Annotated in this window: 33 protein-coding genes; 8 read left to right on the forward strand and 25 right to left on the reverse strand. The window is 69.7% G+C overall.

Annotation, left to right across the window (positions count from 1 at the left end; genetic code table 11):
* Positions 1–251: 251 nt before the first annotated feature.
* Positions 252–650 (forward strand): hypothetical protein, encoded by a 399-nt coding sequence (locus ACBJ59_RS12035; RefSeq protein ID WP_375110239.1) that lies wholly within the window; start codon positions 252–254, stop codon positions 648–650.
* A 283-nt stretch (positions 651–933) separates the two neighbouring features.
* Here ACBJ59_RS12035 and ACBJ59_RS12040 read toward each other — a convergent pair whose 3' ends face one another.
* The gene (locus ACBJ59_RS12040) at positions 934–1,197 is read right to left on the reverse strand and encodes a GntR family transcriptional regulator (RefSeq protein WP_375110240.1); all 264 of its coding nucleotides are present in this window, start codon (positions 1,195–1,197) and stop codon (positions 934–936) included.
* Between the two features lie 139 nt (positions 1,198–1,336).
* On the reverse strand, positions 1,337–1,609 hold the full coding sequence (locus ACBJ59_RS12045; RefSeq protein WP_375110241.1) for a winged helix-turn-helix domain-containing protein: 273 nt from the start codon (positions 1,607–1,609) through the stop codon (positions 1,337–1,339).
* Positions 1,610–1,792: 183 nt separating this feature from the next.
* Between ACBJ59_RS12045 and ACBJ59_RS12050 the strand changes: the two genes are divergently transcribed.
* The 7 genes from ACBJ59_RS12050 (at position 1,793) to ACBJ59_RS12080 (ending at position 7,451) form a co-directional block, all read left to right on the forward strand.
* The gene (locus tag ACBJ59_RS12050; RefSeq protein ID WP_375110242.1) at positions 1,793–2,008 is read left to right on the forward strand and encodes a hypothetical protein; all 216 of its coding nucleotides are present in this window, start codon (positions 1,793–1,795) and stop codon (positions 2,006–2,008) included.
* Entirely contained in the window at positions 2,005–2,397 is a 393-nt protein-coding gene (locus ACBJ59_RS12055; RefSeq protein ID WP_375110243.1) for a hypothetical protein, read from the forward strand. The genes ACBJ59_RS12050 and ACBJ59_RS12055 overlap by 4 nt, the downstream gene beginning before the upstream one ends.
* Positions 2,398–2,677: 280 nt before the next feature.
* Positions 2,678–3,691 carry a hypothetical protein gene (locus ACBJ59_RS12060; protein ID WP_375110244.1) on the forward strand — a complete coding sequence of 338 codons (1,014 nt, stop codon included), beginning with the start codon at positions 2,678–2,680 and terminating at the stop codon, positions 3,689–3,691.
* Positions 3,691–4,431, forward strand: coding sequence for a hypothetical protein (locus ACBJ59_RS12065; RefSeq protein WP_375110245.1), 741 nt, complete (start codon positions 3,691–3,693; stop codon positions 4,429–4,431). The genes ACBJ59_RS12060 and ACBJ59_RS12065 overlap by 1 nt, the downstream gene beginning before the upstream one ends.
* Positions 4,428–4,769, forward strand: coding sequence for a hypothetical protein (locus tag ACBJ59_RS12070; RefSeq protein ID WP_375110246.1), 342 nt, complete (start codon positions 4,428–4,430; stop codon positions 4,767–4,769). The genes ACBJ59_RS12065 and ACBJ59_RS12070 overlap by 4 nt, the downstream gene beginning before the upstream one ends.
* Positions 4,766–6,661 carry a hypothetical protein gene (locus ACBJ59_RS12075; protein WP_375110247.1) on the forward strand — a complete coding sequence of 632 codons (1,896 nt, stop codon included), beginning with the start codon at positions 4,766–4,768 and terminating at the stop codon, positions 6,659–6,661. Before ACBJ59_RS12070 ends, ACBJ59_RS12075 begins: the two co-directional genes overlap by 4 nt.
* 253 nt (positions 6,662–6,914) lie before the next feature.
* Positions 6,915–7,451 carry a hypothetical protein gene (locus ACBJ59_RS12080; RefSeq protein WP_375110248.1) on the forward strand — a complete coding sequence of 179 codons (537 nt, stop codon included), beginning with the start codon at positions 6,915–6,917 and terminating at the stop codon, positions 7,449–7,451.
* A 91-nt stretch (positions 7,452–7,542) separates the two neighbouring features.
* On the opposite strand, the gene ACBJ59_RS12085 is transcribed toward ACBJ59_RS12080, so the two are convergent.
* From ACBJ59_RS12085 to ACBJ59_RS12195, 23 genes are all read right to left on the reverse strand, one after another.
* The gene (locus ACBJ59_RS12085) at positions 7,543–7,848 is read right to left on the reverse strand and encodes a hypothetical protein (protein WP_375110249.1); all 306 of its coding nucleotides are present in this window, start codon (positions 7,846–7,848) and stop codon (positions 7,543–7,545) included.
* Positions 7,849–7,916: 68 nt separating this feature from the next.
* On the reverse strand, positions 7,917–8,297 hold the full coding sequence (locus ACBJ59_RS12090) for a hypothetical protein (protein ID WP_375110250.1): 381 nt from the start codon (positions 8,295–8,297) through the stop codon (positions 7,917–7,919).
* Positions 8,298–8,373: 76 nt separating this feature from the next.
* Entirely contained in the window at positions 8,374–9,168 is a 795-nt protein-coding gene (locus ACBJ59_RS12095; RefSeq protein ID WP_375110251.1) for an N-acetylmuramoyl-L-alanine amidase, read from the reverse strand.
* 2 nt (positions 9,169–9,170) lie between these two features.
* Positions 9,171–9,443 (reverse strand): hypothetical protein, encoded by a 273-nt coding sequence (locus ACBJ59_RS12100; RefSeq protein WP_375110252.1) that lies wholly within the window; start codon positions 9,441–9,443, stop codon positions 9,171–9,173.
* Between the two features lie 93 nt (positions 9,444–9,536).
* Complete coding sequence (locus tag ACBJ59_RS12105) at positions 9,537–9,920, reverse strand: hypothetical protein (protein WP_375110253.1); 384 nt, start codon at positions 9,918–9,920, stop codon at positions 9,537–9,539.
* Positions 9,917–11,758, reverse strand: a complete 1,842-nt coding sequence (locus ACBJ59_RS12110) for a hypothetical protein (RefSeq protein ID WP_375110254.1) — start codon at positions 11,756–11,758, stop codon at positions 9,917–9,919. Before ACBJ59_RS12110 ends, ACBJ59_RS12105 begins: the two co-directional genes overlap by 4 nt.
* 16 nt (positions 11,759–11,774) lie before the next feature.
* Positions 11,775–12,857: a hypothetical protein gene (locus ACBJ59_RS12115; protein ID WP_375110255.1), complete on the reverse strand. Its 1,083-nt coding sequence runs from the start codon at positions 12,855–12,857 to the stop codon at positions 11,775–11,777.
* A 12-nt stretch (positions 12,858–12,869) separates the two neighbouring features.
* Positions 12,870–13,544, reverse strand: a complete 675-nt coding sequence (locus tag ACBJ59_RS12120; RefSeq protein WP_375110256.1) for a hypothetical protein — start codon at positions 13,542–13,544, stop codon at positions 12,870–12,872.
* Complete coding sequence (locus ACBJ59_RS12125) at positions 13,544–14,014, reverse strand: hypothetical protein (protein ID WP_375110257.1); 471 nt, start codon at positions 14,012–14,014, stop codon at positions 13,544–13,546. The genes ACBJ59_RS12120 and ACBJ59_RS12125 overlap by 1 nt, the downstream gene beginning before the upstream one ends.
* A 61-nt stretch (positions 14,015–14,075) precedes the next feature.
* Positions 14,076–14,549, reverse strand: coding sequence for a hypothetical protein (locus tag ACBJ59_RS12130; protein WP_375110258.1), 474 nt, complete (start codon positions 14,547–14,549; stop codon positions 14,076–14,078).
* A gap of 10 nt (positions 14,550–14,559) precedes the next feature.
* Positions 14,560–14,781, reverse strand: a complete 222-nt coding sequence (locus ACBJ59_RS12135; protein WP_375110259.1) for a hypothetical protein — start codon at positions 14,779–14,781, stop codon at positions 14,560–14,562.
* A 10-nt stretch (positions 14,782–14,791) separates the two neighbouring features.
* Positions 14,792–17,551 (reverse strand): hypothetical protein, encoded by a 2,760-nt coding sequence (locus ACBJ59_RS12140; protein ID WP_375110260.1) that lies wholly within the window; start codon positions 17,549–17,551, stop codon positions 14,792–14,794.
* Positions 17,552–17,697: 146 nt separating this feature from the next.
* A complete protein-coding gene (locus tag ACBJ59_RS12145) occupies positions 17,698–18,219 on the reverse strand; it encodes a hypothetical protein (RefSeq protein WP_375110261.1) in 522 nt (173 codons plus the stop codon).
* Position 18,220: 1 nt separating this feature from the next.
* Complete coding sequence (locus tag ACBJ59_RS12150; protein WP_375110262.1) at positions 18,221–18,679, reverse strand: phage tail tube protein; 459 nt, start codon at positions 18,677–18,679, stop codon at positions 18,221–18,223.
* Entirely contained in the window at positions 18,676–19,089 is a 414-nt protein-coding gene (locus ACBJ59_RS12155; RefSeq protein ID WP_375110263.1) for a minor capsid protein, read from the reverse strand. The genes ACBJ59_RS12150 and ACBJ59_RS12155 overlap by 4 nt, the downstream gene beginning before the upstream one ends.
* Positions 19,086–19,433, reverse strand: coding sequence for a minor capsid protein (locus ACBJ59_RS12160; RefSeq protein WP_375110264.1), 348 nt, complete (start codon positions 19,431–19,433; stop codon positions 19,086–19,088). The genes ACBJ59_RS12155 and ACBJ59_RS12160 overlap by 4 nt, the downstream gene beginning before the upstream one ends.
* Entirely contained in the window at positions 19,430–19,744 is a 315-nt protein-coding gene (locus ACBJ59_RS12165; protein ID WP_375110265.1) for a hypothetical protein, read from the reverse strand. Before ACBJ59_RS12165 ends, ACBJ59_RS12160 begins: the two co-directional genes overlap by 4 nt.
* Positions 19,737–20,165, reverse strand: coding sequence for a hypothetical protein (locus ACBJ59_RS12170; protein WP_375110266.1), 429 nt, complete (start codon positions 20,163–20,165; stop codon positions 19,737–19,739). The genes ACBJ59_RS12165 and ACBJ59_RS12170 overlap by 8 nt, the downstream gene beginning before the upstream one ends.
* 76 nt (positions 20,166–20,241) lie before the next feature.
* Positions 20,242–20,592: a hypothetical protein gene (locus ACBJ59_RS12175; protein ID WP_375110267.1), complete on the reverse strand. Its 351-nt coding sequence runs from the start codon at positions 20,590–20,592 to the stop codon at positions 20,242–20,244.
* Between the two features lie 13 nt (positions 20,593–20,605).
* On the reverse strand, positions 20,606–21,196 hold the full coding sequence (locus ACBJ59_RS12180) for a hypothetical protein (protein ID WP_375110268.1): 591 nt from the start codon (positions 21,194–21,196) through the stop codon (positions 20,606–20,608).
* Complete coding sequence (locus ACBJ59_RS12185) at positions 21,193–21,543, reverse strand: hypothetical protein (RefSeq protein ID WP_375110269.1); 351 nt, start codon at positions 21,541–21,543, stop codon at positions 21,193–21,195. The genes ACBJ59_RS12180 and ACBJ59_RS12185 overlap by 4 nt, the downstream gene beginning before the upstream one ends.
* A 12-nt stretch (positions 21,544–21,555) precedes the next feature.
* A complete protein-coding gene (locus ACBJ59_RS12190; protein ID WP_375110270.1) occupies positions 21,556–22,569 on the reverse strand; it encodes a major capsid protein in 1,014 nt (337 codons plus the stop codon).
* 22 nt (positions 22,570–22,591) lie between these two features.
* The gene (locus tag ACBJ59_RS12195) at positions 22,592–23,203 is read right to left on the reverse strand and encodes a hypothetical protein (protein ID WP_375110271.1); all 612 of its coding nucleotides are present in this window, start codon (positions 23,201–23,203) and stop codon (positions 22,592–22,594) included.
* Positions 23,204–23,249 lie beyond the last annotated feature (46 nt).

Below are 23,249 nucleotides of genomic sequence, written 5' to 3' on the forward strand. Positions count from 1 at the left end.
GAAACACCCTCAGAAATGCCACAACAACCACCAGAACACCGCCTCCCAAGGCCACCTCACCAGGGCTCCCACCAAGTGGAGCCCAGCCTCAACACCGGCAGCTCTGTTACGCCTCGGCGAACAAATCTCCACCCACACCCAACCCGGGCCCACCCGGCGACACACTGGTTGCGACCATGCGATCACAGAACGTGGGACCCCAGCTGCCCCGCGCCCGGGATCCCCTCCAACTACCGCGAAGGTAGGCGTACGTGGATATAGAGGCGGAGATTCGCAAGCTGAAACTCCGTGTAGACGCCCTCGAAGCAACCCTGCGTCCCACCGGCGCAACCCCCAGCCGCCCGAGGGCCCGACGCCGGCGCATGAACTTCCCGGCACAGAACTGCACATCAATGGAGGACCTACACGCCGACGTCACGACGGCGACGATCGACGTCGCCGAGGTGAAGATCCGCATCAAAGACCTGCAAGCTGAGCTGGCCCAGGACATCTCCGCCCTGAACGACGAGATCGGGGGCTTCAGAAGGCAGACCAACGACCACTTCGCCAAGTTCCGTTCGCAGACCCGGGACCAGCACGACTCCATCCATCACAGACTCGCCGACCTGGGCCTCATGATCGAACGCCTGCTGAAGAGATTGGACGCGTAGTCACGAGGTGGCCCCCACCCCACCGGGGTCCACCTCCCAAGATCCAACCCGCGACCCCGAGATTGCCGTATCCGGTTCGAGGTACTGCCCGGAACCCGCTATGCTTGCTTAAGCAGCGAGCGGCCGTAGCTCAATGGATAGAGCATCTGACTACGGATTATCTCCCCTTAAGCAGCGTACGACAAGCCGTTTGACCTGGTCCGGCATAAGCAGCGTACGAAGCGAATCAGAACGCTAAACGGCGATCTACGTATCCGCAGGTCAGAGCCGATGTTCGCCCGGTTTACTCGTCATCCTCCGGTTCTGGGCCGACGAAGTTGCCGAGCCTGAGCCTGGTGTAGATGAGTCCTTTCTCGCGCAAATCCGCGAATGCTTTCCGCACCGTATTAGGGGCGACACCGAATTCTTGCGCGACACCGTTTTGTGAAAGCATGTGGCCAGGCTTATAAATACCTTCTTTGATGCGCTTCCGGATTTCGGCCGATATTTGACGCCACACTTCGACGTCCCGCCGCCACTGCGGTTCGCCGTTCCGGAACTCCACCATGGCCCGAGGCTAGAAGTGCATGCTTAAGCTCATTGCAGCGGCTATAAGCATGCTGCAGCGTGCTACAGCATGCATAAGCGTGCATAAGCGCGGGTACGGTGGTGGACGGCCGGTGCGGCACCACCCGCACCGGCCACCCCTACCCTTCGCCACCGTCGTCACCGTCGGCCGCCTGGAGCTTCTCCCTGGCGCCCGGCAGCACGTACGAGCCGGTGCCCGGCTCCGTCTCCACCAGGCCGGCCTCGCGCAACGCGCGGTGCACTTTCTGCGCGACGGTGTTGCTCATGGAGAACTCCTGCATGAGCTCGTGCACGGTCGGCACCCGGTCGCCGGCGGCCAGCTCGCCGTTGCGAATCTTCTCCACGATGGCCGCATATGCCTGCCGCCACTTGCTCCTGCTCGGGTGCACCACCTGATCAGCATTGTGGGCTGTACCTGGGCAAACATAGGTACACCATGACGCCCTGTAATACGGCGGGGTATGGTTTACAACACCTTGACGTGGCACACTGACAGCACCCCGTAACACAAACGGGCCCGGCCAGCGCGCAAACGACTGACCAGGCCCTTGATCGGACTCTGGAGGTCCGACCCCATGGCAGATCCTACGGGCACGCCCGTCCCGCCCCAACCCCGCAAGCCCGCGCACGAAATCCCCGAATTCCGGGACGTCGAGCAGCTGGGCGACGGCTCTTGGCGGGCCGTCCACACGCCGACTGGCGAGGTCATCGCCGCGGACACGTTCGAGTGGCTGGAGCGGGTCGAGGCGCCGGCGCTCCGCATCGCCTACTCGTGGAAGCGGACGTCATGACCAGCGCCATATGCCTGGCGTGCGGCGCCGACCTGCACCTCACCGCGGACGGTTGGGCAGACGAGAACGGCTCCACCCAGTGCCCCAGGCGTGCTGGCGGTCACCAGGTCGAGCAGGTCGTGCCCGACCAGGTCACCTATGACCCGTCGTGGGTGGACCACAAAGACGTCGTCACGCCGGACGATATTCGGCGCGTCCACCAGCAGGCGCTCGACGCCGGCGGCAACCCGGACGACCTCAACCACTGGCTGCGGTGCGCCATCCGGGATGCGGGCGGCAGCATCGAGGACCTGGCCCGGCAGTGGACAGCGCAGAACCGCTTCCAGCGCGACCTGGCCGCATACAGCGCGCAGCTCGACCGTGCGCGGAAGCGGCCACGCCTGCGCTGACCAGAGACAGCCCGGCTTCCGAGTACGGGGGCCGGGCCCGCAACGCCCCTGCCCGGGCAGGCCATGGAGGGATCGATCCGGGCGGGGGTGCAGACGCCGTCCCCGGCAGGGGCTCCGCGCCGCCCGACCACCGCCTGGGCGCCCGCTGCGGAGAGCCTGGCCCGGCACCCTCCGGGGACGGCTCCCCACAAGTCCATAACGAAGAAGGCCCCGCACCCGGCTGCAACCGGATGCGGGGTTCTTCCAGCTCAAGACCCCTACTGTCCAGGAGTCCATCGCCATGACCGACCTTACGATCGCGGCCCCGGCCGCGCCAGAACCTACCGACGACGAACTCACAGACCAGCCCGCCGACACTGATCCGGAGGGCACCGGCCAGGAGCCGGTGAAGGTGCCGCGGGAGCGCCGGGTCAACGCGTGGCGGGATCGTCGGAAGGCCGCCCGCGCCGCACGGCGCGGGCCTCGCCCCCGCACCGCGGATCGCTCCCGTTGGGCGATCGCCGGTGTGGTCGCGCTCGCCCTCCTTGTGCTCGTCATCGTCGTCGTCGGGTTGAGCGTCAGCCTCGGCCCGCTCCGCGACACCGCCCTCGCCGTGCACATCGACCCGACCGCGGCGAGCCTGTGGTGGATCGGCGTCGACGGGCTCGTCGTGGTGGCCATCATCGCCGCCGTGGTGCTCCGCCACGACCCGTGGGCGCGCTGGTACGCGCTCGGGGTCGTCGCCTTCTTCACGGCCGCCAGCGGACTGCTGCAGTTCCTTCACGGGCTTGGCCTGACCGCTCCGGATCAGGCGGCCGGAGGCGATCCGACGCTCCCCAAGGCGGTCGTCGCGTTGGTAGCGGCGCTGGTGATCGGCACGATCTTCTGCGCCACCCACCTGCTCGTCTACGTGCTGCGCCACCTGTTCCCGAACGCCATGGGTGACCAGCCCAAACACCCCGCCGCCGGGGGTGAGAAGACCTCCGAAGAGGCGCCCGAACAGCGTTCCACCGATTCGGACACCGAGGACGGATCGGCCGACAACGACCGGCCCGAGCCGCCCGCGCTCGACCCGGAGACGGACCGCGAGGTGCGGAAGTGGTTCGCGGCCTGCGCCGTCCACCTCATCCTCGACGCTGGCGGTAAGCCGACCCGGGCGGGCATCGCCCGATCGTTCGGGATCGCCGATCGGCAGGCGGGCTACGTGATCGCCGACGTGGTCGCCGACCGCGAGGAAGCCGCCGAACGGGCCGCCGCCCACGCCCGCGATGAGAGCGGGCGGGAGTTGATCGCCTCGATGAACGGATCAGGCTGATGGCCCCCGATCCGGACCCGGCCGCCCGCGACGACCCCGAACCCGACACCAGGGAGCCGAAGCCGCGCTCGGCCGAGCCGGTGCCGCTCGGCCGAGCGCTCATCCTGCCCGCCGTGATCCTCGCCATCGTCGGCCTCACCGCCGCCTGGTCACTCCTCAGCCCGTGGGCGGCCGCCGGCGCCGCCGTCGGACTGCTCATCCTGGTGGGTGCCGTGTCGAGCTGGCGGCAAGGCGCCCGCCCCCGACTGCCACGCCCGCCGCAGCCGCCCGCCCGGGCCCGGGCGGGCAAACGCGGAAGCACCGGCCGGAAGGCGTCGGTGCCGCGCGCCGACCGGCGCAGCGGAGCGGCGTCACGGTCGCGTCAGCCCGGCCGGACCGCGCGATCAGCCGGCCGCCGCCGCACCTCCTCCTCCCGGCAACCGCGGCCAGCAGCTGCCGCCCGCCGCCAGACCAAGCCGGGCACCAGCGCGCGCGCCCGGGGCCGCGGCCCGGCGGGCAAGCGGCGGCAAGGGGTGACCGTGTTCCTGGCCGTCATGAAGTGGCTCAACCGGAAGCCCCCACCCCAGTCGCCCGCGCCGCCGAAGCAGAAGAAGCGGAAGCCCCGCCCAGCACCTACCAGCCCGGCCGCACCCTCACCCGCGCCCCCGGCGGGCCCCGCCGTACCCCAGCCGGGGCCGCCCGTCCCACCACCACGCCCCACCACCCAGCCGCCCCCACCACCTCCCCTGGAGGCACCGTGAGCCCCACCATCGAAGCCGCCGCCGAAGCGATCCACGACCACATCGGCGGCGCCGTCTTCAACGGCATGCAGGACTTCACCACCTTCGTCGGCTCCCTCGACGTGCTCCTCGAAGCCGTCTACGACAGCCTCGGCAGTGTGAACGCGCGCTTCGAGGATGACGAGCCGATCAACCCGCTCGTCATCGACCACCTCGAAGAACTCCGCTCCATGCTGCGCGGCCCGATCGAGTTCGCCCGCGAGAACAGCTCCGTCTTCCAGGCCGCGCACGAGCAGGACCTGGAACGGCTGGAAAACCCGCGGCCGGGCGAAGAGAAGATGGACTACTCCCGCCAGTGAACCACCACGCATGGACTCGGCCGCTCGCCACCGCGCTCCTCGTCTACGCGACGGCCGGGCTCCTCAACCTGGCCGACGGCGCCATCTCCTGGCCGCAGGTGGCGTGGGTGACGTGCGCGCTGACGGCCGGCACCGTGGCCGGCCTCGCCGCCCGCCAGGCCACCCCGGGCGCCCTCGCCTACGCCGCCACCGCCGTCCTGGCCGCGGGCGGCTGGCTAATCTACACCGTGGTCGACTCCCCGTGGACGTCGACGGCCACCACCGCGTGGGCGGTGCTCACGGGTGGGCTGGCGCCGATCTATCCCGGCGTCCAGATGTACCGGGCGCGCCGGGAAGCGCGCGAGCTGGCCGAGATGGAGGAGGCGGAGGTTCGGCGCCAGCACGGCGAATGGGTCGCGTTGTGGCGCCGCATCGGCTTCAAGGGCCTCGCCGAGACCGGGCAGGAGGAGACGCGCGCCGGCCTGAAGGTGTACATGGACCTGCCGGATGACGGCAAGGTCGAGCTGACGGCGATGCAGCGCGCCTGCCGGAAAATCGAGGTGGCGGCCGGGCTGCGCCGCGGCTCCATCCGCGTCGTCGAGGGCGAGCTCGCCCACCAGGTGGTGATGCACATAAACACTGTGGACGTGCTCGCCGAGGTGGTGCCGATCCCGGAGGCGGTGGCGGCGCGGCCGGGCGGGGACCCGTTCGATGTGGGCCAGCACGAGGACGGATCGCTGTGCCTGTTGAACGTGGACAAGCACGGGATGATCGTCGGCATCACCGACGCGGGCAAGTCCAACCTGATCAACGCGATCATCAAGAAGCTCGGCGAGGGCGTCGACACGCTGATCTGGGTGATCGACCCGAAGGGCGGCCGGCTGGTCGCGCCGTGGCTGCAGGCGTGGCTGGAGGAACGGTGCGAACGCCCGGTGCTGGATTGGGTGGCCACCCGGCCGGCGGAGTGGAATCTGCTGTTGGACGCCGCCTTGGCCATCCAGAAAGCCCGCTCCGAAGCCAACCTTGGCGGGGAGAAGGTCACCGCGTCCGCGGCCCTGCCCCGCATCGTGATCATCATTGATGAGGTTGCGGACGTGACCGCCGACCTGCGCACGATGCGGAAAATCAAGGAGCTGGTGCGGAAGGGCCGAAGCGAGGAGATCAAACTCCTGTTGGCGGGCCAGCGCGGCACGGTCACGATGTTCGGCGATGGCGACCTCAAGTCCCAGCTGGGAACGAAGATCGGGCTCGGCGTGGCCACGGTGGCTGACGCTCAAAGGATTTTCCCCGACAACTACGAGGTAGCCAGCTCACTGGCCAGGATGCAGTATCCGGGCTGTATGTACGTGCAGGCCGGGCCCCGCTCGCTGCCGCTCCCCGCAAAGGCGTACAGGATCGAATACGAGCAGATCCCGACGTTCGCCGTGCAGCTGGCCGGGCTCCGGCCCGGCCTCGACCAGTTGTCCGCACGGGCGGCCGGGCGGGCGTACGCGGACCGGTGGTCGTGGGAGCGGTGCGGGCATCTGGTCGGCGCCCGGGCCGGATCAGGCGGGGGCCCGACCCCGCCGCCGGATGACGACGCGGTGTTCGCGGACCTGGCCACGCGGTTCGGCCCGCCGATCCCGCCCATCCTGGCCGCGGTGGAGGACGTGTTCGAGAGGGCCGGGAACCCTGCCCGGCTGCACACGAAGACGATCCTCGCCGAGCTGCCGCCCCGCGCCGGGGAGCTCACCGCGCGCCGGCTCGCCCAGCTGCTCGCCCCGCTCGACGTCACGCCGGTCGACGCGTGGGGGGACGGTGAGGAGCGCGGCCGAGGCTATCTCCGGCAGGACGTGGCCGACGCGCGGGAGCGGATCGAGGCCGGGACCTTGGAGGTGCCGGAGCTGGTGTTCGGGTGGCCGACGAAACCGTGATCGGACCCGTGCACGCCACGGGTCGGACACGTGACCACCACGGATCGGTGCACGGTTCTGTACGGGGGTTGGCCTGCGGGGACACGGGTTACACGGGTGTGGTGCCCGGGTCGCTTCCCCACGCCCCGAGCACCACACGCGACCACGCTACCCACCCCGTGTCCGGATCCGGACATATCGATCCCGTCAACCACACCCGCCCCGTACGCGTCTCACGGCTACGCTCAACCTCCCCTGGTGACTGGAGACACCGATGCTGCGATGCGCACTCCTCGCCTACCTCCTGGCCGCCACAGCCGCGTGCAGCGGCACCACCGCGGCTGCCGACCCGCCGGAGGCCGCCGCATCGTCGTCCGTCAGCCAGGCCGCGCCGGAGGCGGATCGGAAGCGGCTGGGTATGACGCAAACCACCGCAGGCGACGACTACACGCTGTCCGTGACCGTGAATGGGATGCTGCGCCCCTTCAAGACCGTCGTGTCCGGGCTGCCCACCCGGAGATCGTTCGAGTATGCGGCCGTCGACGTCAAGCTCTGCGTCACCGACGGCGGGCCGGCCGCGGTCGGCATCTCGGCGTGGACTCTCGGCGGCCGCGGCGGCGTGGTCGTCGAGAGCCTGGACGGCTGGAATGACAGCTGGTGGGAGCAGGAGATCTACCCGAACGGTCACAGCGTGCGGAAGGGGCGGTGTGTGCGCGGCTGGATTCCGTTCGAGGTGCGGAAGGGCACACCGCTCTCCACGGTCACGTATGCGCCGGACGGGATGGAGCCGCTCGAGTGGAAGCTGCGCTAAATCCTCGAGCACGACGAAAGGCCGGCCCCCGCCACCTCCACGAGGGAGGAGACGGGGGCCGGTTTTGTGCAAGTTGCTGGCAACAATCACGCTACAGGCCGGTCAGGTCCCGGCCGGTGTGATTGCCCGGATGGTAGCCGGGCGTGCGCGCTGCCGCCGGTGCGGCAGCGTAGGTGGGGGCGGCTTTCCAGCCGAGCAGGACGCCGACCGCGGGCCAGCGCGCCTCCAGCAGCCGCACCAGCGTGTAGTAGCCGGAGACGGCGAGGGAGACGATGGCGACACTCGAGGGTTCGACCGGGAGGTCGACCCCGTACGAGGCGAGCGAGGCGGCCACGGTGGGAATCCAGGCGGCGACGTTGGTGCGCAGCCAGGACACGAGCCAGTCGGACAGGGACACGGTTGCCTCCAGGGGAGACGGGGATGGGGGTTGACCCTCGAGGGTCGAGGACGCCTGACCCTCGAGGGTCAGGACGTCGGGGTGGCGGTCGGGGACGGCGCCGGCGCGGTCTTGCACTCGTAGGTGAGCGTCGCGTCGGTCGTCCTGACGCAGGTCTCCACGCCGGTGACGCGCTTGTAGACGACGGTGGCGGGCGGCGGCGGGATCACCGGCAGGCCGTCCCGGGTAGGCAGGTAGATCTTCCGCTCGCTCGAGCGGCACTTGCCGTGCTGGGACCTCTTCAGCCGGTTCGGCTCGAGCAGCCGCATCGCGCCCGACTTGGTGGAGACGCAGGCGCCGTACAGCTTCGGCTTCGCCGCCGCGGTGGTGGCCTCCGAGGCGGCCGCGACGCCGGCGCCTCCGGTGAGGACCAGGGCGAGCGCGGCGATGGGGGCGATCTTCTTGAACACGAGAGCTCCAGGGGGCTCGGGGACATGGGAACAGCCCGGCACGCCCACGGCGGCCGGGAAGCTTCACGGGGTGGTACTAAGAGAGGGCGGCCTTCCAGCAGGCGTCGCCCCACACACCGTCCTGGGCGAGGCCCTCCGCCTCCTTGAAGGCGTTGACCTTGGCGGTGAGGTTCCGCCGGTCGGCGGCGTCCTTGCCGTACGTGGTGGACCACATCTCGGCTGGCGTGTAGCCGCGGGCGCCGAGGAGCCATCGCATCGTCTTCACGTGCCTGGGGTGCTCGTCACCCGGGCGCAGGGTGGGCAGCTTGTCCACGAGCTCCTCCGTCCAGTTCGGGAGTGCGGGGGCGCGCCCGGCGAGGAGGCGGGCGACGGCCATGCGGAAGTCGGTCATGTCGATGGAGTGCGGGTCGGGCTTGCCCGTATTCACCTCGCGGTGCGCCTTCACCCGCGACGCCGGGAGCCCGAACTCGCGGCACAGCTCGGCGCACAGGCGTTGGTAGGCGAGCAGCTGCACGACCGGCCACGGCTGCCGCCCGTTGTTCTCGGCTTCGATGCCGATCGAGGAGGAGTTGTCGTGCAGCGGCGACGTGGAGGGCGCGTTGTGCCAGCAGCGGCCGGCGGCGATGACGTAGATGGTGCCGGAGCGGCCCAGGCCGTACTGGGAGAGCGGCCCGGGGAGGTCTCGACGGCCGTCGCGCACCACCGCCAGGGACGGGTAGTCGCCGCCGCCCGCCGGGCCCGCGGTGTGGTGGCAGACGATGCCCTGCACCTCCGGTTGGGGCCCGTGGCCGCGCGTCTTCCAGCCGGCCACCTCGATCACAGGGAAGCCGGTACGCCGGGCCACGATCGCCAGGCGGGTGAGCCACGGCATGGTCAGCCCCCCTTCGACATGAAGGTGATGAGCGTGAGCACCAGCGAGGCGAGCGCGATCGCCGCGGCCAAGGACGGGAGCGGCCACCGTCCGCGTTCCAACGCTCGGATTCGGGCTTCGTGGTCGGCCTGATCCTTCGTCAGCTCGCCGTGCGCCTGGGCGACCTGGGCGACCTCGCCGCGGATGCCGTCCACCTTGCGGTCGGTGGCCAGGAGCTGGTCGTAGATCTCCCGGGCTCCGATGACGATGGGGCCGAGCGGGTCGAGCTGAGTCAACGGACGTCTCCAAGTTGAGGGGTTCAAGGGGAAGGGGTGGGGCCGCCCGCGCTCCCTTTGGGCGAAGCGCGAGCCCGCGCGGGCAGCCCACGATTAGAAGGGCCTCATCAGCCGGTAGACCTTCATCCTGTTGAGGAGGTCGTTGTGGCCAGCCTTCAACGCGTTGATCAGCGCCTGCGCGGTGCCGTCATACACGCTGCTGGCGTCGGTCAGGCTGATCGGAGCCTGGGCGCTCATCGGCAGCTCGATGATGTTGCCGAGGTGGTCGACGACGCGGAACTGGCCGCCGGATCCGCCCATCGTCATGCCGCCCGCCTGCCCGGAGACGGCGCCGTCCGGGAGGAAGAACGAGCCGGACGCGCGGCTGACCGCCGCGCCCGGCCGGTTCTTCACCTGGGCTTCCAGTTGTTCGATGCGGCGTTCCAGGTCGCGGACGATCCGGTTCTGGTTGTCGGGGAACTGGTCGAGCTGGCTCACCCTTCCAACACCTCCTGTTCGGTGATCAGCTGCACCTTGTCTTTGCCGGCGCCGCGCTCGGCCGGCGTCAAACCCCACCCGATGAGGCGTTGGCGCAGGTTGAAGGAGGCGGCGCCTTCGGACGTGATGGGATGCCACGGGTTGTTGAGTACGAACCGGACGGCGTCGCCCAGCCCGTTCGGGTTGAGGGTGGTGTTTTTGCCGATGACGACGTTGGCGGAGAACACGCGGGGCGCGCCGGGCGCCCGGGCGGACCAGTAGGCGGCGTAGGCGTCCAACTCGGTCTGGTTCGTGGACTGGCTGGGGTGGTTGATGCGCTGGTCGACGATCGGCCAGCCGGCGTCGATGTGCGGGGTTGAGACGAGGATGGAGCGGGCCGGGGCCGACGCCGAGGTGACGTCGGTCGGCGCGGTGCCGCCGATCGCGCCCCACCGGGTGCCGCCCCGGAAGATGCTGCGTTCCTCCCGCCAGGTGGTGACGTCGCCGCCGTTCACGGCCTCGACGAACACGTGCTCCGCATCCAGGTTGATCAGTTTGGGGGCGCCCCAGTCGATGAGGCGCTGGATGCTGCCGCCCGCCAGGGTCGGGTTGACCACGTACTCGAATCCGTCGGCGGCGCGCGCGAAGTCCTGCAGCGAGCGGCCGTAGCTGCTGTTGCTGGCGCGCGCGGCGAGAAGGGTTCGTACGGTGCCGGACACGCCCGCCGCGAAAGCCAGGCCCGCGTTCGACGCCGGGGTGGCCTGCATGTGGGCGAGGAGTTGGCGGGCGGCGTCGATCTGGTCGCCGGCGAACCCGGCATCCTGCTCGATTTTCACCCACTGCAGGTAGCCGTCCAGCGTGGAGCCTTGCAGATCGAGGTACACCTGGCCGCGTTCGTCCTTGAAGATGATCGCGGTGTGCAGCCAGTAGACGCCCCACAGCACGCCGGCACGCCAGCAGTGGACGACGATCATGCCCGGCCCGGACGTCAAATCGTTCGGATCGCGGGGGATGATCTCGGCCGCCTTGTCGGCTTCGCGCGGGTTCGGGATCGGCAGCTGGCCGCGCCACGTGCCCGGCTCGCCGATCCGGCGATCCATGTACACCTTGGCCGGGACGATTTCGCCGCGGGTGGCGCCGGTCAGGAAGTCGTGCACCGTGTACCGCATCGTCGCCGAACCGAGCCCCGGCGTAAACGCGGGAAAGTCGGGCGGGTCCGGCACTTGGACGGCGGCGGAGGTGACGAACAGGGTGAGGCCGCCGCCATACTGCAACGGCGCGGTCGCGGTGTGGCTGACCGGCGGGACGGGGGCGTTGGACGCGATCGGCGCCCACACCAGCTGGCCGCCCACCTCATCCTCGGACTGGACGTCGGCCAGCTCCGTATACCCGGGGATCGGCGCCCAGGTGATGTCGGCTTCGTTCGGGATGCCGGCCGCCCACCGCAGGATCGCCCCGGACGGGGCGTCCGGTGTCAGGCCCGGCGTGTTGACGGTGAACGTGTTCGTGTACAGGGGGCCGGCGACGACCTGCGGCGGCCCGCTGTTGGCGCCGACGAAGGGCACGACCACGGCGATACCGTCGCCGGTGGTGCCGACCAGGGCGGTGTAATTGTCGGGCTCGTCGCCGGTGGCGAGCCGCCAGTACACGTCGACGGCCGACAGGTGTGTGGTGGGGCCGGCGACGCGGCCGAGCGGCTGCCAGCTGTCGCCGCCGATGATGCCGGACAGGCCGCCGGAGTCGACGGCGAGGCAGGCGATCAGCATCATGCCGGCGCCGACGACGGGCGGGCGCGGCACCAGGTACGGTCCGCCGCCCGGGCCGAACGCTACCGACGGGGTGAGCGGGGTTGCTCCCACAACGTCACCCCCTCTTCTACAGCCAGGCGTGCCGCCACAGCACGACCGCGTTCGGGGCGTCCCCGACATCGGTGGCGTAGGCGATGGTGGAGGTGCCGCGGCCGAGCACCCAGTCGGGTACGCCGACGGAGGCGCCGGTCAGGGACCGCATTTGGGAGACGCCGTCGATGGTGGCGGTGCCGAACCCGACGTCGACGATCAGCGCGGCCCCGTCTGCGACGTTCAGCCCGAACTGCAGGACCCGGGTGTCGATGCGGCCGTCGGCCAGGGTTCGTTGGACGGTGATGGTCGGGGTTTCGGCCGGGCCGCGTAGCCGGATGACCGGCCGGGTGTTGGTGTTGCCGTCGTGGGCGACGTCGACGGACCCGCCGTCGGGCACCTCCACGCTGGACAGCTGCTGGGCGTACAGGCGCGGATCGCTGCATTCCCACTGGACGACGGCGCGGGTGTGGCCGAGCCGGTACAGCCGGTCGATCGGGATGCTGCGGCGCAGCACCTTGCCGCGGGTGACGTAGATGGTGTCCAGGACCTGCAGAGCAAGGTCTGTCTCGTCGTCGCTGTCGGGGAGCGGCGTGTTGTCGCGCAACGCTTCGGCGACCTGCTGGATTTCCTCGCGCGGGGCGCGGACCAGCATCGTGTATGTGATCACTCGTGCTTGGGCGAGGGACCGGCCGGACAGGGCGCCGTGCGCGGACGGGTGGGGCACGTTGCCGTTGTCGACGGGCGGCAGGTCGAGGTCGGCGCCTTCGAGCTGGATGAACCGGTACGGGGTGCCGGAGCCGAGCTTGAACCCGCCGAACGAGAGCTGGCCCGGCCCGGTGAGGTCGTCGCCGGGGTTGATCGGGATGACCGGGGTGAGTGTCGGCCATTCCCAGCTGGTGGTGAACACGCCGAGCCCGACGGACGGGGTGGCGGCCGGCCATTCCCAGCTGACGGTGAACACGCCGAGCGGGATCGTCACCGACGGGCTGGTGACGGTGAGGGCCGGGAACGACCAGCTGGTCGTGAACACGCCGAGCGGGGCGTCTTGGTTGACGCCCCGATAGTTGGGGCCGACCCGGCGTTGCGGGGCGGGGTAGGCGCGACCGTACCGGGACACGCAGTCTCCCCTCTACCAGCGTGACGCCCGCTGGACCGCGGTGGCGGCGATCAGCGGAGGGCGGGGGGCAGGATCGACGGCCGGGCCGAGCGGGCCGTCCGTGGAGACTGCGAAGTCGTCGAAATACTGGACCTGCGTTACTCCGCTGGGCCGGACGATCTCCTGCGTCAGGCAGGAGCCGCCCAGGTTCGTCGCCGTACTCGCCGTGGCTGACGGCGTCCCAGAGTCGGCGCTGTTATACAGCTCGACCTGGGCTCCGGTGGTCGTGCTGAACTTGCCCTCCAGGCGGATCCACTGGTTGAGGGCGATCGCCGCTCCGGTCACGTCCACGGTCACGCCGCCGCACCGCAGATCAAGCTGGCCGTTGGCTTTGGTGTCGAGGCCGCCCAGGTACGAGCCGCCGCCGTTCGAGCTGTCCCACAACCGCAGCAGCGCGCCGGCCACGTTCTGGGTGAGATAGGCGTAGAAGCGGACCCAGAACGTGGACGCGGACAGCTCGTAGCCGACCCCGCTGAAGTTGCTGGCCACTGTCGCGCACGCCAGCGGCGCCGAATGCGTCTGGGTGGTGCTGTAGGTGGGTGTGCCGGCGATGTGCTGCAGCGCATCGCCTGACAGGCCGCCGGAGTTGCCCTCGCTGATCGCGGTGGTGTTGGTGCCGCCGTTGAAGCTGTTGCGCACCGTCGTCATTAGTGGCCTTCGAGCCAGTACAGCTGGGCGGTCACGTTGACGGTGGCGGCCGCGATGACGACGACGGCGAGCCGCCCGGACGCCGGGACGATGATCTCCTGGCCGAGCGGGATGTATTCGCCGAACCCGGTCTGCGGGTGCACCTCCTGCGCCATGACGACCTCGCCCGCGGTCGGCTCCGCAGTCCACGTGCCCGCCGGGCCCCTGAGCGGGGTCACGGTGGAGACGGGGCTGCCGGGGTCGAGCCTGTTCACGCCGTAGTTGGCGGTCAGGCTGGCGCCGCCGGTGCCCGCGGTGGACTGGCGTTGCAGCAGGGCGCGCACCGGCTCCGCGATGCTGGACGTGCCTTTGAAGCTGATGCGCAGCCCGTAGACGGCGATCTGCCGGTTGGCGTCGGCGGCGATCTGCAGGATCGTCTTGAGCGCCGTACCCGAGGCGACGCCTTCGGCGATGGCGGTGTAACGAGCCATGTCCTGGCCCCTTTCATGCAGAAAGCCCCGCACGCTGACGGGGCGTCACGTGGAGGTCAGGTCAGGTGATGGGTCCGAGCAGGCCCAGCTTGCTGATGCCGTCGGCGTGGAAGTTGATCGCGAACGTGCCGTCCTGGCTGGAGTACTCCTGGCCGAACGTGCGGAACAAGACGGCCCGATTGCTGAGGCCGGGCACGTAGGTGAGGGCGCCCTTCGCCGCCGGGATCGTGCTCGACGGCCAGGACAGGTTGGCGAACTTCCACCGGATGAACCCGGCCTGGGAGGGGTGCTCCTCGAACAGGACCGACGTGAGCGCGAGGCCGCCTGCGGTGTAGCCCGCGCCGGTCACCTCGCCCGTGTTGAGCGGGCTCGTGCCGTAGGCGGGGTTCGTCTGGGAGGCGTCCGGGGTGACGGTGTCGTTGAACAACGCCAGCTTGAACGCGCCCGCGGTGGTGTCGCCGAGGTCGAGCGCGATCTGGTTGCGGTACGTCTTGACCTGGGTGTCGACGAACCACAGGTCGCGTTCGATCGCCAACGTCAGCTCCTTACACGGGAAGGTTGATGGTTACGTCGCGGCGGCCGTCCGCGTGCTCGGTGGTTTCGTGGCCGAGCTGGTCGACGGTGTGCTTGACGGCGACGCCGTCGGCGCGGCGGCCGGTCGTCACCTGGTCGCGGGTGACGTATGTGAAACCGGCAGGCCGCACCTGGATGTTCTTCGCCTTCACGTATTCGCCGAACGGGCCGTCCCGCTCCGGATCCCACGCCATCACCGTCTCCTCACGTTCTGGCCCTGTAGTCGAAGGCGAACTCCTGGCCGACCTTGGACACGTCCACGTCGCTGCTGATCGTGGTGTCGTACATGTTGACCGTCACCCCGCCGGGCGGCTTCCCGGATGTGAACGCGTTCGCGCTGTCCGACATGTAGCCGCCCGACCCGTAATCGCCTTCGACGGTGCCGCCCGGCGGACGGGGCTGAATCTTCGGCCCATACCGGTCGAACAGCTGTTGGGCGGCCTTCGACGCTGCGCTCGTCCAACCCGCCTTGGACGATCCGCCGCCCATGGCGCCCCGCGCCGCATCCAAGGCGGCCTCGATCGCGCTCTGGGTGGCGCTCTTGCCCTTCCCCTTGCCGTCGCCGACGGCGCCGCGCTGGATGGCGGCCGCCAGCTCCTGCACGCTCATGGTGAGCGTGTCCACGGATTGGGAGACGAGGGTGACGCCGTCGGCGGTGACGGTGGCGACATGCTGGACGCTGTCGCTGATCGTGTCCGCCCCCACCTCCCAGGACGCGGTCATCTGCTCGCCTACCGCGCCCACGTCGGAGATGGTGGTGGTGAGGGTGCCGGTCTTGCCGAGGGTGGCTTCCAGCGCTGTGACGGCGTTTTTGATGCCGCCGCCGAGTTGCGTGTTGGCGTCGGACACGGTGGTGGCCAGCGCGGTGACCCGCTTTCCGGCGGCCTTGTTGTACACCTCCAGGCCGAAATCTTCGGCCGCCTGCGACAGCAGGTCGATCGCGCGCGGCCGGTAGCGGTTCTCGGTCGGGATGAAGTATTCGGGGGCCGAACCTTCGCCGTACAGGATCGTCGGATTGCTGGCGACGTTGGGGGGCGTGCTACGGCCGCCAGCCGCGTACGCCTGGACACCGCCGGCCGCGAACTTTTTCACCCCGCCGTCGATGAGCGCCCCCGCCCTCGCGGGCATCTGCTGCTTCTTGATCGACTCTTCGCGGTTGAACGTCCTCGAAATGATATCGATGTAGATCGTCCTGTTTTTGAGGTCGTCCAGCTTGCGCTTGATCTCTTCCAGCTGCTTCTTGCCGGCCGCGGTGTTGGCGTCGACCTTCACCGTCTTCCCGCTGGGAAGGATTTTCACGGCGTTGCCGAGTGCGTCGATGGCGAACTTGCCCTTGTCGGTCTGCACCGTGGTCACGCCCAGGGACTGGCCGAGCGCGTCCACCGTCGCCTTGGCGGCCGCGTTCTTGCCCGCCCACTCCTGCAACGTCGGCAGCTGCGCCATGAACGCCTTACCGGCCTCCTCCGTCTTGCCTGTCCGCTCGACCTCCGCCTTCGCCGCGTCAGCGATCGCCCGGGTGAGATCCTGCACGGATCGGAGCCGCTCGACCTCGGACATGCCCTGGTTCTTGGCCGCCTGGGTGGCGTCCTCGATCGCGGACTTGAGCCGGATCTCCGCGTCCAAAGCTTTCTGCGCCGGATCGAAGAGGTCTTCCAACGCTGCGGAGAGGCTGCGGACGGCGGCGCCGCCCTCGGTGGTGGCGTCGCCCAGGCCTTGCACTGCTGCGATGGCCTCATCCACGGTGGTGTTCATGCCGGCGAGGGTGGCTTGGGTGCCGTCGTAGTCGCGGTTGATGCCGAGCAGCGAGGAGTGCAGGCCTTCGTTGACGCTCAGGAAGCCGTCCCACCGGTCGGCGAGAAACGACGTCGCGTCTGCTGTCATGCGGATGGATGTCGTGATCGCCGTGAACAGGTTGGCGATGTCGTCGGCGTGCCTGGTCGTCGTCTCAGCGAACGTTGTGAAGGCTTCGGCGAGGTCGCCGCCCCAGTCGTCGGCCCGGTCTCCCAGAGAACGCAGCAGCTCGCCGAAGGCTTCGCCGAGCGGCTTCAGCGACGGCCCGATACGGGCGACAGCCCGGCCGAGCCCGTCAACGAAATGGTCAACATCCGGGCCCATGTCCGCGAACACTTCGCGCAGGATCGGCTTCAACGCCTGGAAGGCGTCCCGGGCCACCCCCGACGCGTGGATGGCGCTGTCCTCCAGCGGTGCGGCCACGTCGCCGAGCTCGCGCTTCAGCTGCGACGCCGTCTCTGACCACTCGTATTTGACCCGGTCCGCGCTTGCCGCGCTGGTGAACCCGACCGTGGCCAGGGCGCCGCCGAGGGCCAGGACGATGCCGGCCGACGCCACCTGCGCTGCCAGGGGTAGGGCGGCTATGGCGCCGATCGCCAGAGCGACCTGGCCGGGCGTGGTCTGGCCGATCACGCCGATCGCGGATTCCAGCTTCGACCCGAGGCCGCCCGCCGCGTCCGTCAGCCGGCCGATCGTCGACGTGGCCGAGGTGGCGTCGACGTCGACCTTCACCCGCTCGTCGTCGAGCCCGTCCAGGGCCTGCTCGACGGTCGCGATCGCGGCCAGCGCCGACGTGATCTCGGCGTCCACGTCGACGCCCAGATCCCCATACCGCAGGACCTCGCGGGCTTCGTCGAGGAAGGATGTGCCCGCGTCACGCCCGGCCCGGCCGGCAACCTGGTCGACGGCGTCCAGGGCGCGGTCGAGGCCGCTCGTGAACGCGCTGCCGGACGCCTGGCCGGACTTGCCGGCCTGCTGCTCGACGGAGCCGAGCGTGCGCTCCACGCCGCCGAGAAGCCGGTCGAAACCCCGGGACACCCCGGATTCCATGCGGCCGGTCGAGGCGGTGGTCGCGGTTTCGAGCTTGCGCAGGCCGCCCTCGACCTTGGACACGCCGCGGTCGAAGCCTTTGTCGTCGAGGTCGATGTATCCGACCAGCGTGCCGACGTCCACGAGAGACCACCGCCTCTCGCATCACAGGGTGTTCAGGTAGGAGCGGGCCTGATCGCCCGTCAGCTCCAGGGGTTCGTTGGCGGTGACCAGCCGGAAGACGCTCTTCGGTGACAGGCCGGCGAGGAGGGAGCCGAACTCCCGCCACGTCAGCTGGCCGATCGCCTTCGGCGTGAGCTGGTATTCGCGGCGGAAGTCGGCTTCGATGAGGGCCCAGTGTCGCCGGATTCGACGCTCGCCGGGGTCGAGGCCGTCTCCGCTTTTCCCTGCTCACGCGCCTTAACCCGCTCGTACGCCTGCCGGAACGAGGTCTTCTCGCCGCGGCCGTTCGCCATGCCCCACACCAGGACGGTCTGGAACTCGCGCTCGCCCATCCCGGCGGCGATCCACGCGTCGTACACGTCGACGCCGAACAGGTCGGCGAGCAGCTGCTTGAAGCCGTCCAGGTCGCCGGTCCGGCGCACCTGCTCGGTCTTGTGCTCGAACTGCATCGGCATGTCAGCCGGGATGTTCACGGTGACGCCGCGGATGGTCTTGGTAGCCGGGCCGCCGCGCCCCGCCTGTTCGGCGCGGAGACGTTCGGCCCAGAAGTCGTCCCAGTCCCCGAACTCGTCCTCTTCGACGGCGGGCTCTTCGTCGATGGGGTCGTCGAGTGGCTCGGTGCTCGACATGTCAGGCCACCGCCGCGGTGGTGGACGGCCCCGACTTGGTGATGGTGCACGCCCACGCGGACGGGTCGTTGGTGGCGCCGCCGTTCTCGCCCACGCTGGTGGTGGCGTTCCAGATGCGCCACTCGTCGTTGAGGGGGTGGCGGAAGCGGTAGCGGCCGAGGGATTCGTAGCCGACCGCGGTCTCGCCGGCGAGCTCCTCGACGCGGGCGCGGCCGGGCTGCAGCGCTCCGGTGAGGTGGTCCTTCAGCTCCTGACCGGCGAGGGCCATGGAGGCGCCGCGCTGCATGATCCACGACTCGTAGGCGCCCTCGCTGTCGAAGTCGGTCAGGTCGGCCGTCTCCTCGTTGGCTGCCCGGTTGATGGTCATGTTGGCCAGGTTCTCGATGCGGAACCACGTGTCCGGGGTGGACGATTCGACTTCGATGATGAAGTCGCGGGACTTGATTTTCCGTGCCGTCATTGCGGATTCTCCCTGTTCAGTGCCGGTCTGCTGATCTCGCAGCGGAAGTTGACGGTGTACTCCGGCCGGCTGTTCTGGTCCTGGCCGATGAAGATGGGCCCGGCCTGCACGCCGACCATGAGCGACAGCCACGTGCCGCCCGGCAGCGTCAGGTCCTGCAGCCCGTTCAACGCGTTGTAGACGAGCTCGGCGTCGGCTTCCGCGACGCTGACGTCGGTGGACGGGCCGCGCAGCCGGAACTGGATGCGCGGCTCGTCATAGTTGTCCGCCAGCCGCGATTCCGGGCCGCCGTAGCGGGCGACCACGAAGCACCGGTCCGGGTTCCCGGGCATGCGCGCGACGAACCCGGGACCCAGGGCCAGTCCGAGGACGGCGGGCAGCTGCTGGAACTCCTGCAGAAGCGTCGTCATCGGAGGCTCCGCCGGATCTGGGCGGCGACCAGCGCCAGCATGGTTTGCGCCTCGTTGGTCAGCGGCTGCTCCAGGTATTTGGCCTGCCGGCCTTCATCGTGCTTCCACGTAAGTTCTTCGTGCTGGCGGACGGCGTACGGCGTCGAATAGGAGACGGCGGCCTTGAGGGCGCCCTCGTCCACGGACACGGTGCCGGACCGTTCGAGGGTGCCCTCTTCGATCGGCACCAGGGTGCGCGACACCTGCAGAAGGTGTTCGGCGGCCAGCTTCAACCCTTTGACGGCGCCGGCGCGCTGCCGTGCGCGGAGCTGGCCGGTGTTGAGCTTCAGCCGGGCTCTGGTCACTGGAGCGCCACCTCCAGATGGTCGGGGACTGGGAGGCCGCCGCCGTCGCGGCGTAGCGCGGCCAGGACCTGTGCAGCACGCCCGTTGAAGGTGACGCGGGAGCCGGGCGGGCAGACGGTGTCGAGCGGCATGTATATGACCGTCCTCGCCACGACCTCCGCGCCCTCGTTGTCGAGGATCTTCTGCAGCCGGTCGTCGACGAAGCAGGCCACGGTGACGGCGTCGCCGTACTCCGGCCCTACCGGGCCTTCACCCTCCCACGGTTCTATCTGGACGGTGTGGCGGTACAGCCAGGCCGGGATGCTACCCATCCGCGGCCGCCGGGCACACCGGGTGCGTGTGGGGTTCCATGCCGGTGAGTCCGGCCTGCTGGAGGATGTCCCACGCTTGTGGTGCGAGGCGGGCGGCGGCCGAGCCTCCACCACCCGCCCCAGTCGATGCGCCCCGTCTGGCGAGGCGTACGGAGCCGATCTGCACGTCATCCCACCGGCCGGACACGCCGGTTCCGGTCTCGCCCTCTTCGGCCCAGGCGGCGGCCTGCTCGCAGGTGGCGTCCCGCAGGGCGACGATGTGTGCGGCCTCGGTGGGCAGCCCGTTCTCATCCACCGGGTAGACGGCGGACAGGAGGGCCTGGTCAACCAGGCGTGAGGCGCGGGTGAGCAGCAGCTCCACGTTGGCCGGCGCCGGGCTGACGTAGTCGGGTACGAGGTCGGCTTCGGTCGCGTACGCCATCAGTGCACCTCCTGGTAGGTGGGTGCGGGGCGGGCAGCGCACCCTCACGAACACCGGCCCGCCCGCACGCTCATGGCTAGTCGAGGACAGCGATCGTCACGTTCGTGGGCGTGGTGCCCGCGAAGTCGACCCACACCGACCCGTCCGCCTGCCGATAGCTGGGGTCGAACGGCCCGTACAGCTTGTGGCCGGCGGCCGGGATGCTGTTCCCGGCCAGGTCGCCCACCGGCAGCGCGGACCGGCCGACGGTGGACGGGTTGACGAAGGTGGGGACCAGCGCGGCGTCGTCGCCGTTGAGGATCCACACCTTCCGGTTGGCCGCCCACGGGAAGCTGTTGCCGTCCGTGGTGTTGGCGGTGACGTCGACCGCGGTCAGGTCGATGCCCGCCTCGGATGAGGCCACCGCGGTGAGAGCAGTACGCGCCATGGGTTCCGCCCCCTCAGCTCACGACGGCGAGCGGGCACTTGGCCACGCCCGTCTGCGTGCCGGTGGTGGCCGGGGCCACGTCGCCGGTCGCGCTGCCGAAGGTGAAGCCGAGCGCCTTCGACCCGGTGTGCACGGCCGCGGTGGCGGCGACGATCGGCGCGTTCCCGATCAGCGTCTGCACCGTGGCCGCGGTGGTGGAGGTGGCGACGATGTACCAGCCGTCCACCGTGATCGTCTTCGGCGCGGTGAGGGCCAGCTTGCGGGCGGTGTTGGCCGCCCACGCCGTCGCGCCCTGGGCGGCCGACTGCGCCAGGAGTGCGCCGTCGGGGTCGTACAGGGCGTGCCAGCCGGCCGTCCCGGTGGCGAGGGCGGTGTTGCCGGCCACGAACGAAATGTTGGTGACGACGTCGCCCTTGCGCAGCCAGATGCGGGTGCCGATGGCGACGCCGGTCGCGGTCGCGGCCAGGTCGCTGGTGCACGCCCAGACGGGGATGTTGGAGCGGACGAACGAGCCCTGCGAGACGCCGGGGAGGGCGTTGAACGGCAGGTCGAATGCGGCGGCGTCAGCCAGAACGCCTTCGTAGTAGCGGCCGAGCACGGTCACGACTGGTCGCCCTCCTTCTTGGTGTCGTCGCCCTGCTTCTGCTCGGGCTCCTTGACGGGGGTCTGCTTGGCCGGGGCGCGCCTCTTCGGCTTCTCCTCCGGCTCGGACAGCGGCCGGCCGAGCTCGTCCGTCTCCGTGACGGTGTAACCGGGCCGCCGCTGAGCGAACTGGACGGCGGAGCGGCCAGCCTGAACGAGCGGGTAGTCGGCAGGGCAGTCACCGTGCTCGTCACGCTCGTCGTCGAAGGAGACTCGGGCGCGGCCGTCGGCGAACGACATGGCGGCGCCAACCTTGCCCGTGAAGTCGTCGCGCGGCGCGCTGATCTCGAAATACCTGAGCTTTGCCATGGTCGAGTTCTCCTACTTGACCTTGATGTTGCGGAAGACGCCGCACGAGCGGGCGTGCTTGAGCACCAGCGTGGCCGGGCCCATCTCCAGCTCGCCGGTCTTGACCGCGCCGGAGGTCTCCCAGTCCGGGTCCCACGTCCGCATCAGTGGACGGCCCGCCACGGAAGCGCCGTGCAGGGCGTCCATCCCGAAGCGCACCGCGTACAGGTCGGTCAGGTTGGTGATGTTGCCGCCACCACCGCCACCGTCCGGGTCGCGGGTCTCGACCGGGATCACGTAACTGTTGCCGGTGAAGTCGTCGTTCTTCGTGCCGAGATCGACCAGGACGGCATTGCCGTACCGCTCGATGGTGCGGCCGAGGTCGTCGGACTCCTTCGTGTACAGGCCGGCCCGCTTGGCGATCGCCTTGATGCGGGTGAGCAGCAGCCGGTTGCCGAGCAGTGCGGTCGGCTGGTCGTTCATCAGGCTGAGGAACTCGTCCAGCTGGTCGGAGACGGTGATCGACTTTTCGGCGGTGTCGACGGTGGCCGCGGACCAGTCGGTGTAGTAGGTGGTGGTGTTTTGGTAGTGCTCGGTGACGCTGCCGGTGAGGGCGACGTCGAGGCCGTCGAAGCCGAGGGCGTTGCTCGCGTGGTCGCCGTTGACGAGCTGGTCGGCGAACGTCACCTGGCAGCCCTTGATCAGCTCCGAGGTTTGGAACGCCATCTCGTCCGTGCGGGCCTCGCCCAGGTGGGCGAGCAGCCGGTCCAGGTTGTAGGCGCCGCCGAACGGATACAGGCTCGACGTGATCTGAGTGCGGGCCGCCTGGGCGGGCGTGTATTCGGTGTTGTAGGCGCGGAAGGCGCCGCCGCGGGTCTGGGTGAGGCGAGAGTAGGTGTAGGCGACCGTGCCACCACCCGTGGGGTTCGCGGTGTTGTCGAACGTGATCTGGTCCAGCAGCCACGACGTACGCCGGGTTTCGTCGATCACCGCGTAATCGACATCGCTGCTGGCGTTGCGCATGGCGTCCGCCAGGGTGATGGCCATTTTCCACTCTCCGTGATGGTTGCTACTTCAGTGCGCGGGCATATGCCTCGCGGAGGTTCTTGGGTCGTTCCTGCGTGCCAGCGGAGCCGTTGCCGCCGCCGAAGTCGCCGCCGGACCGGCCGGGGCCGCCCGTGGGGGCGAGCTTGGCCAGCTTGGCGATCGCCTTCTTGATCTCCGCCTCGTCGACGTCGCCCTGGTCGTCCACGAATCGGGTGGTGTCGATCAGGTCGAGCGCCTCGCCCAGGTCGAGGCCCTTCGCTGCGACTGCGGCTTTGAACTCGGCGGCGGCCAGTCTGGCGCCGAACGTCTTGGCGGCCTCGGTGGCGCCTGCGGTCTTGGCCGCGGCGACCGCCTTCTCGGTTTCGGTCATCTGGGACGCCTTGAGCTTCTCCAGCTCCTCGGCGGCCTTGCTGTTGTCCTTGGCGCGCTTCTCCCACTGGCGGGCCATCGCCTTCCAGTCGGTCTCCTGTGCAGGAGGTTCGGCCGGCGGGTCAGCAGGCGGTGCGGGCGGGTCGGCGGGCGGCGGCGTGCCGCCCTCGGGGGCGCCTTCGGAGCCGCCTGCGATGAGGCGGATGGGGCGGCCGTTCCGCCGGTAGCCGATGATGGCGCCCGGCGTCGTGATGGTGGTGTGCATGGTGGACTCCCGTGCGGGATTGGTGAGGTTGGCCCGTGCGGGCCTG

Origin of the sequence: Nonomuraea sp. MTCD27 (genome assembly GCF_041950495.1) — a bacterium.
GTDB lineage: Bacteria > Actinomycetota > Actinomycetes > Streptosporangiales > Streptosporangiaceae > Nonomuraea.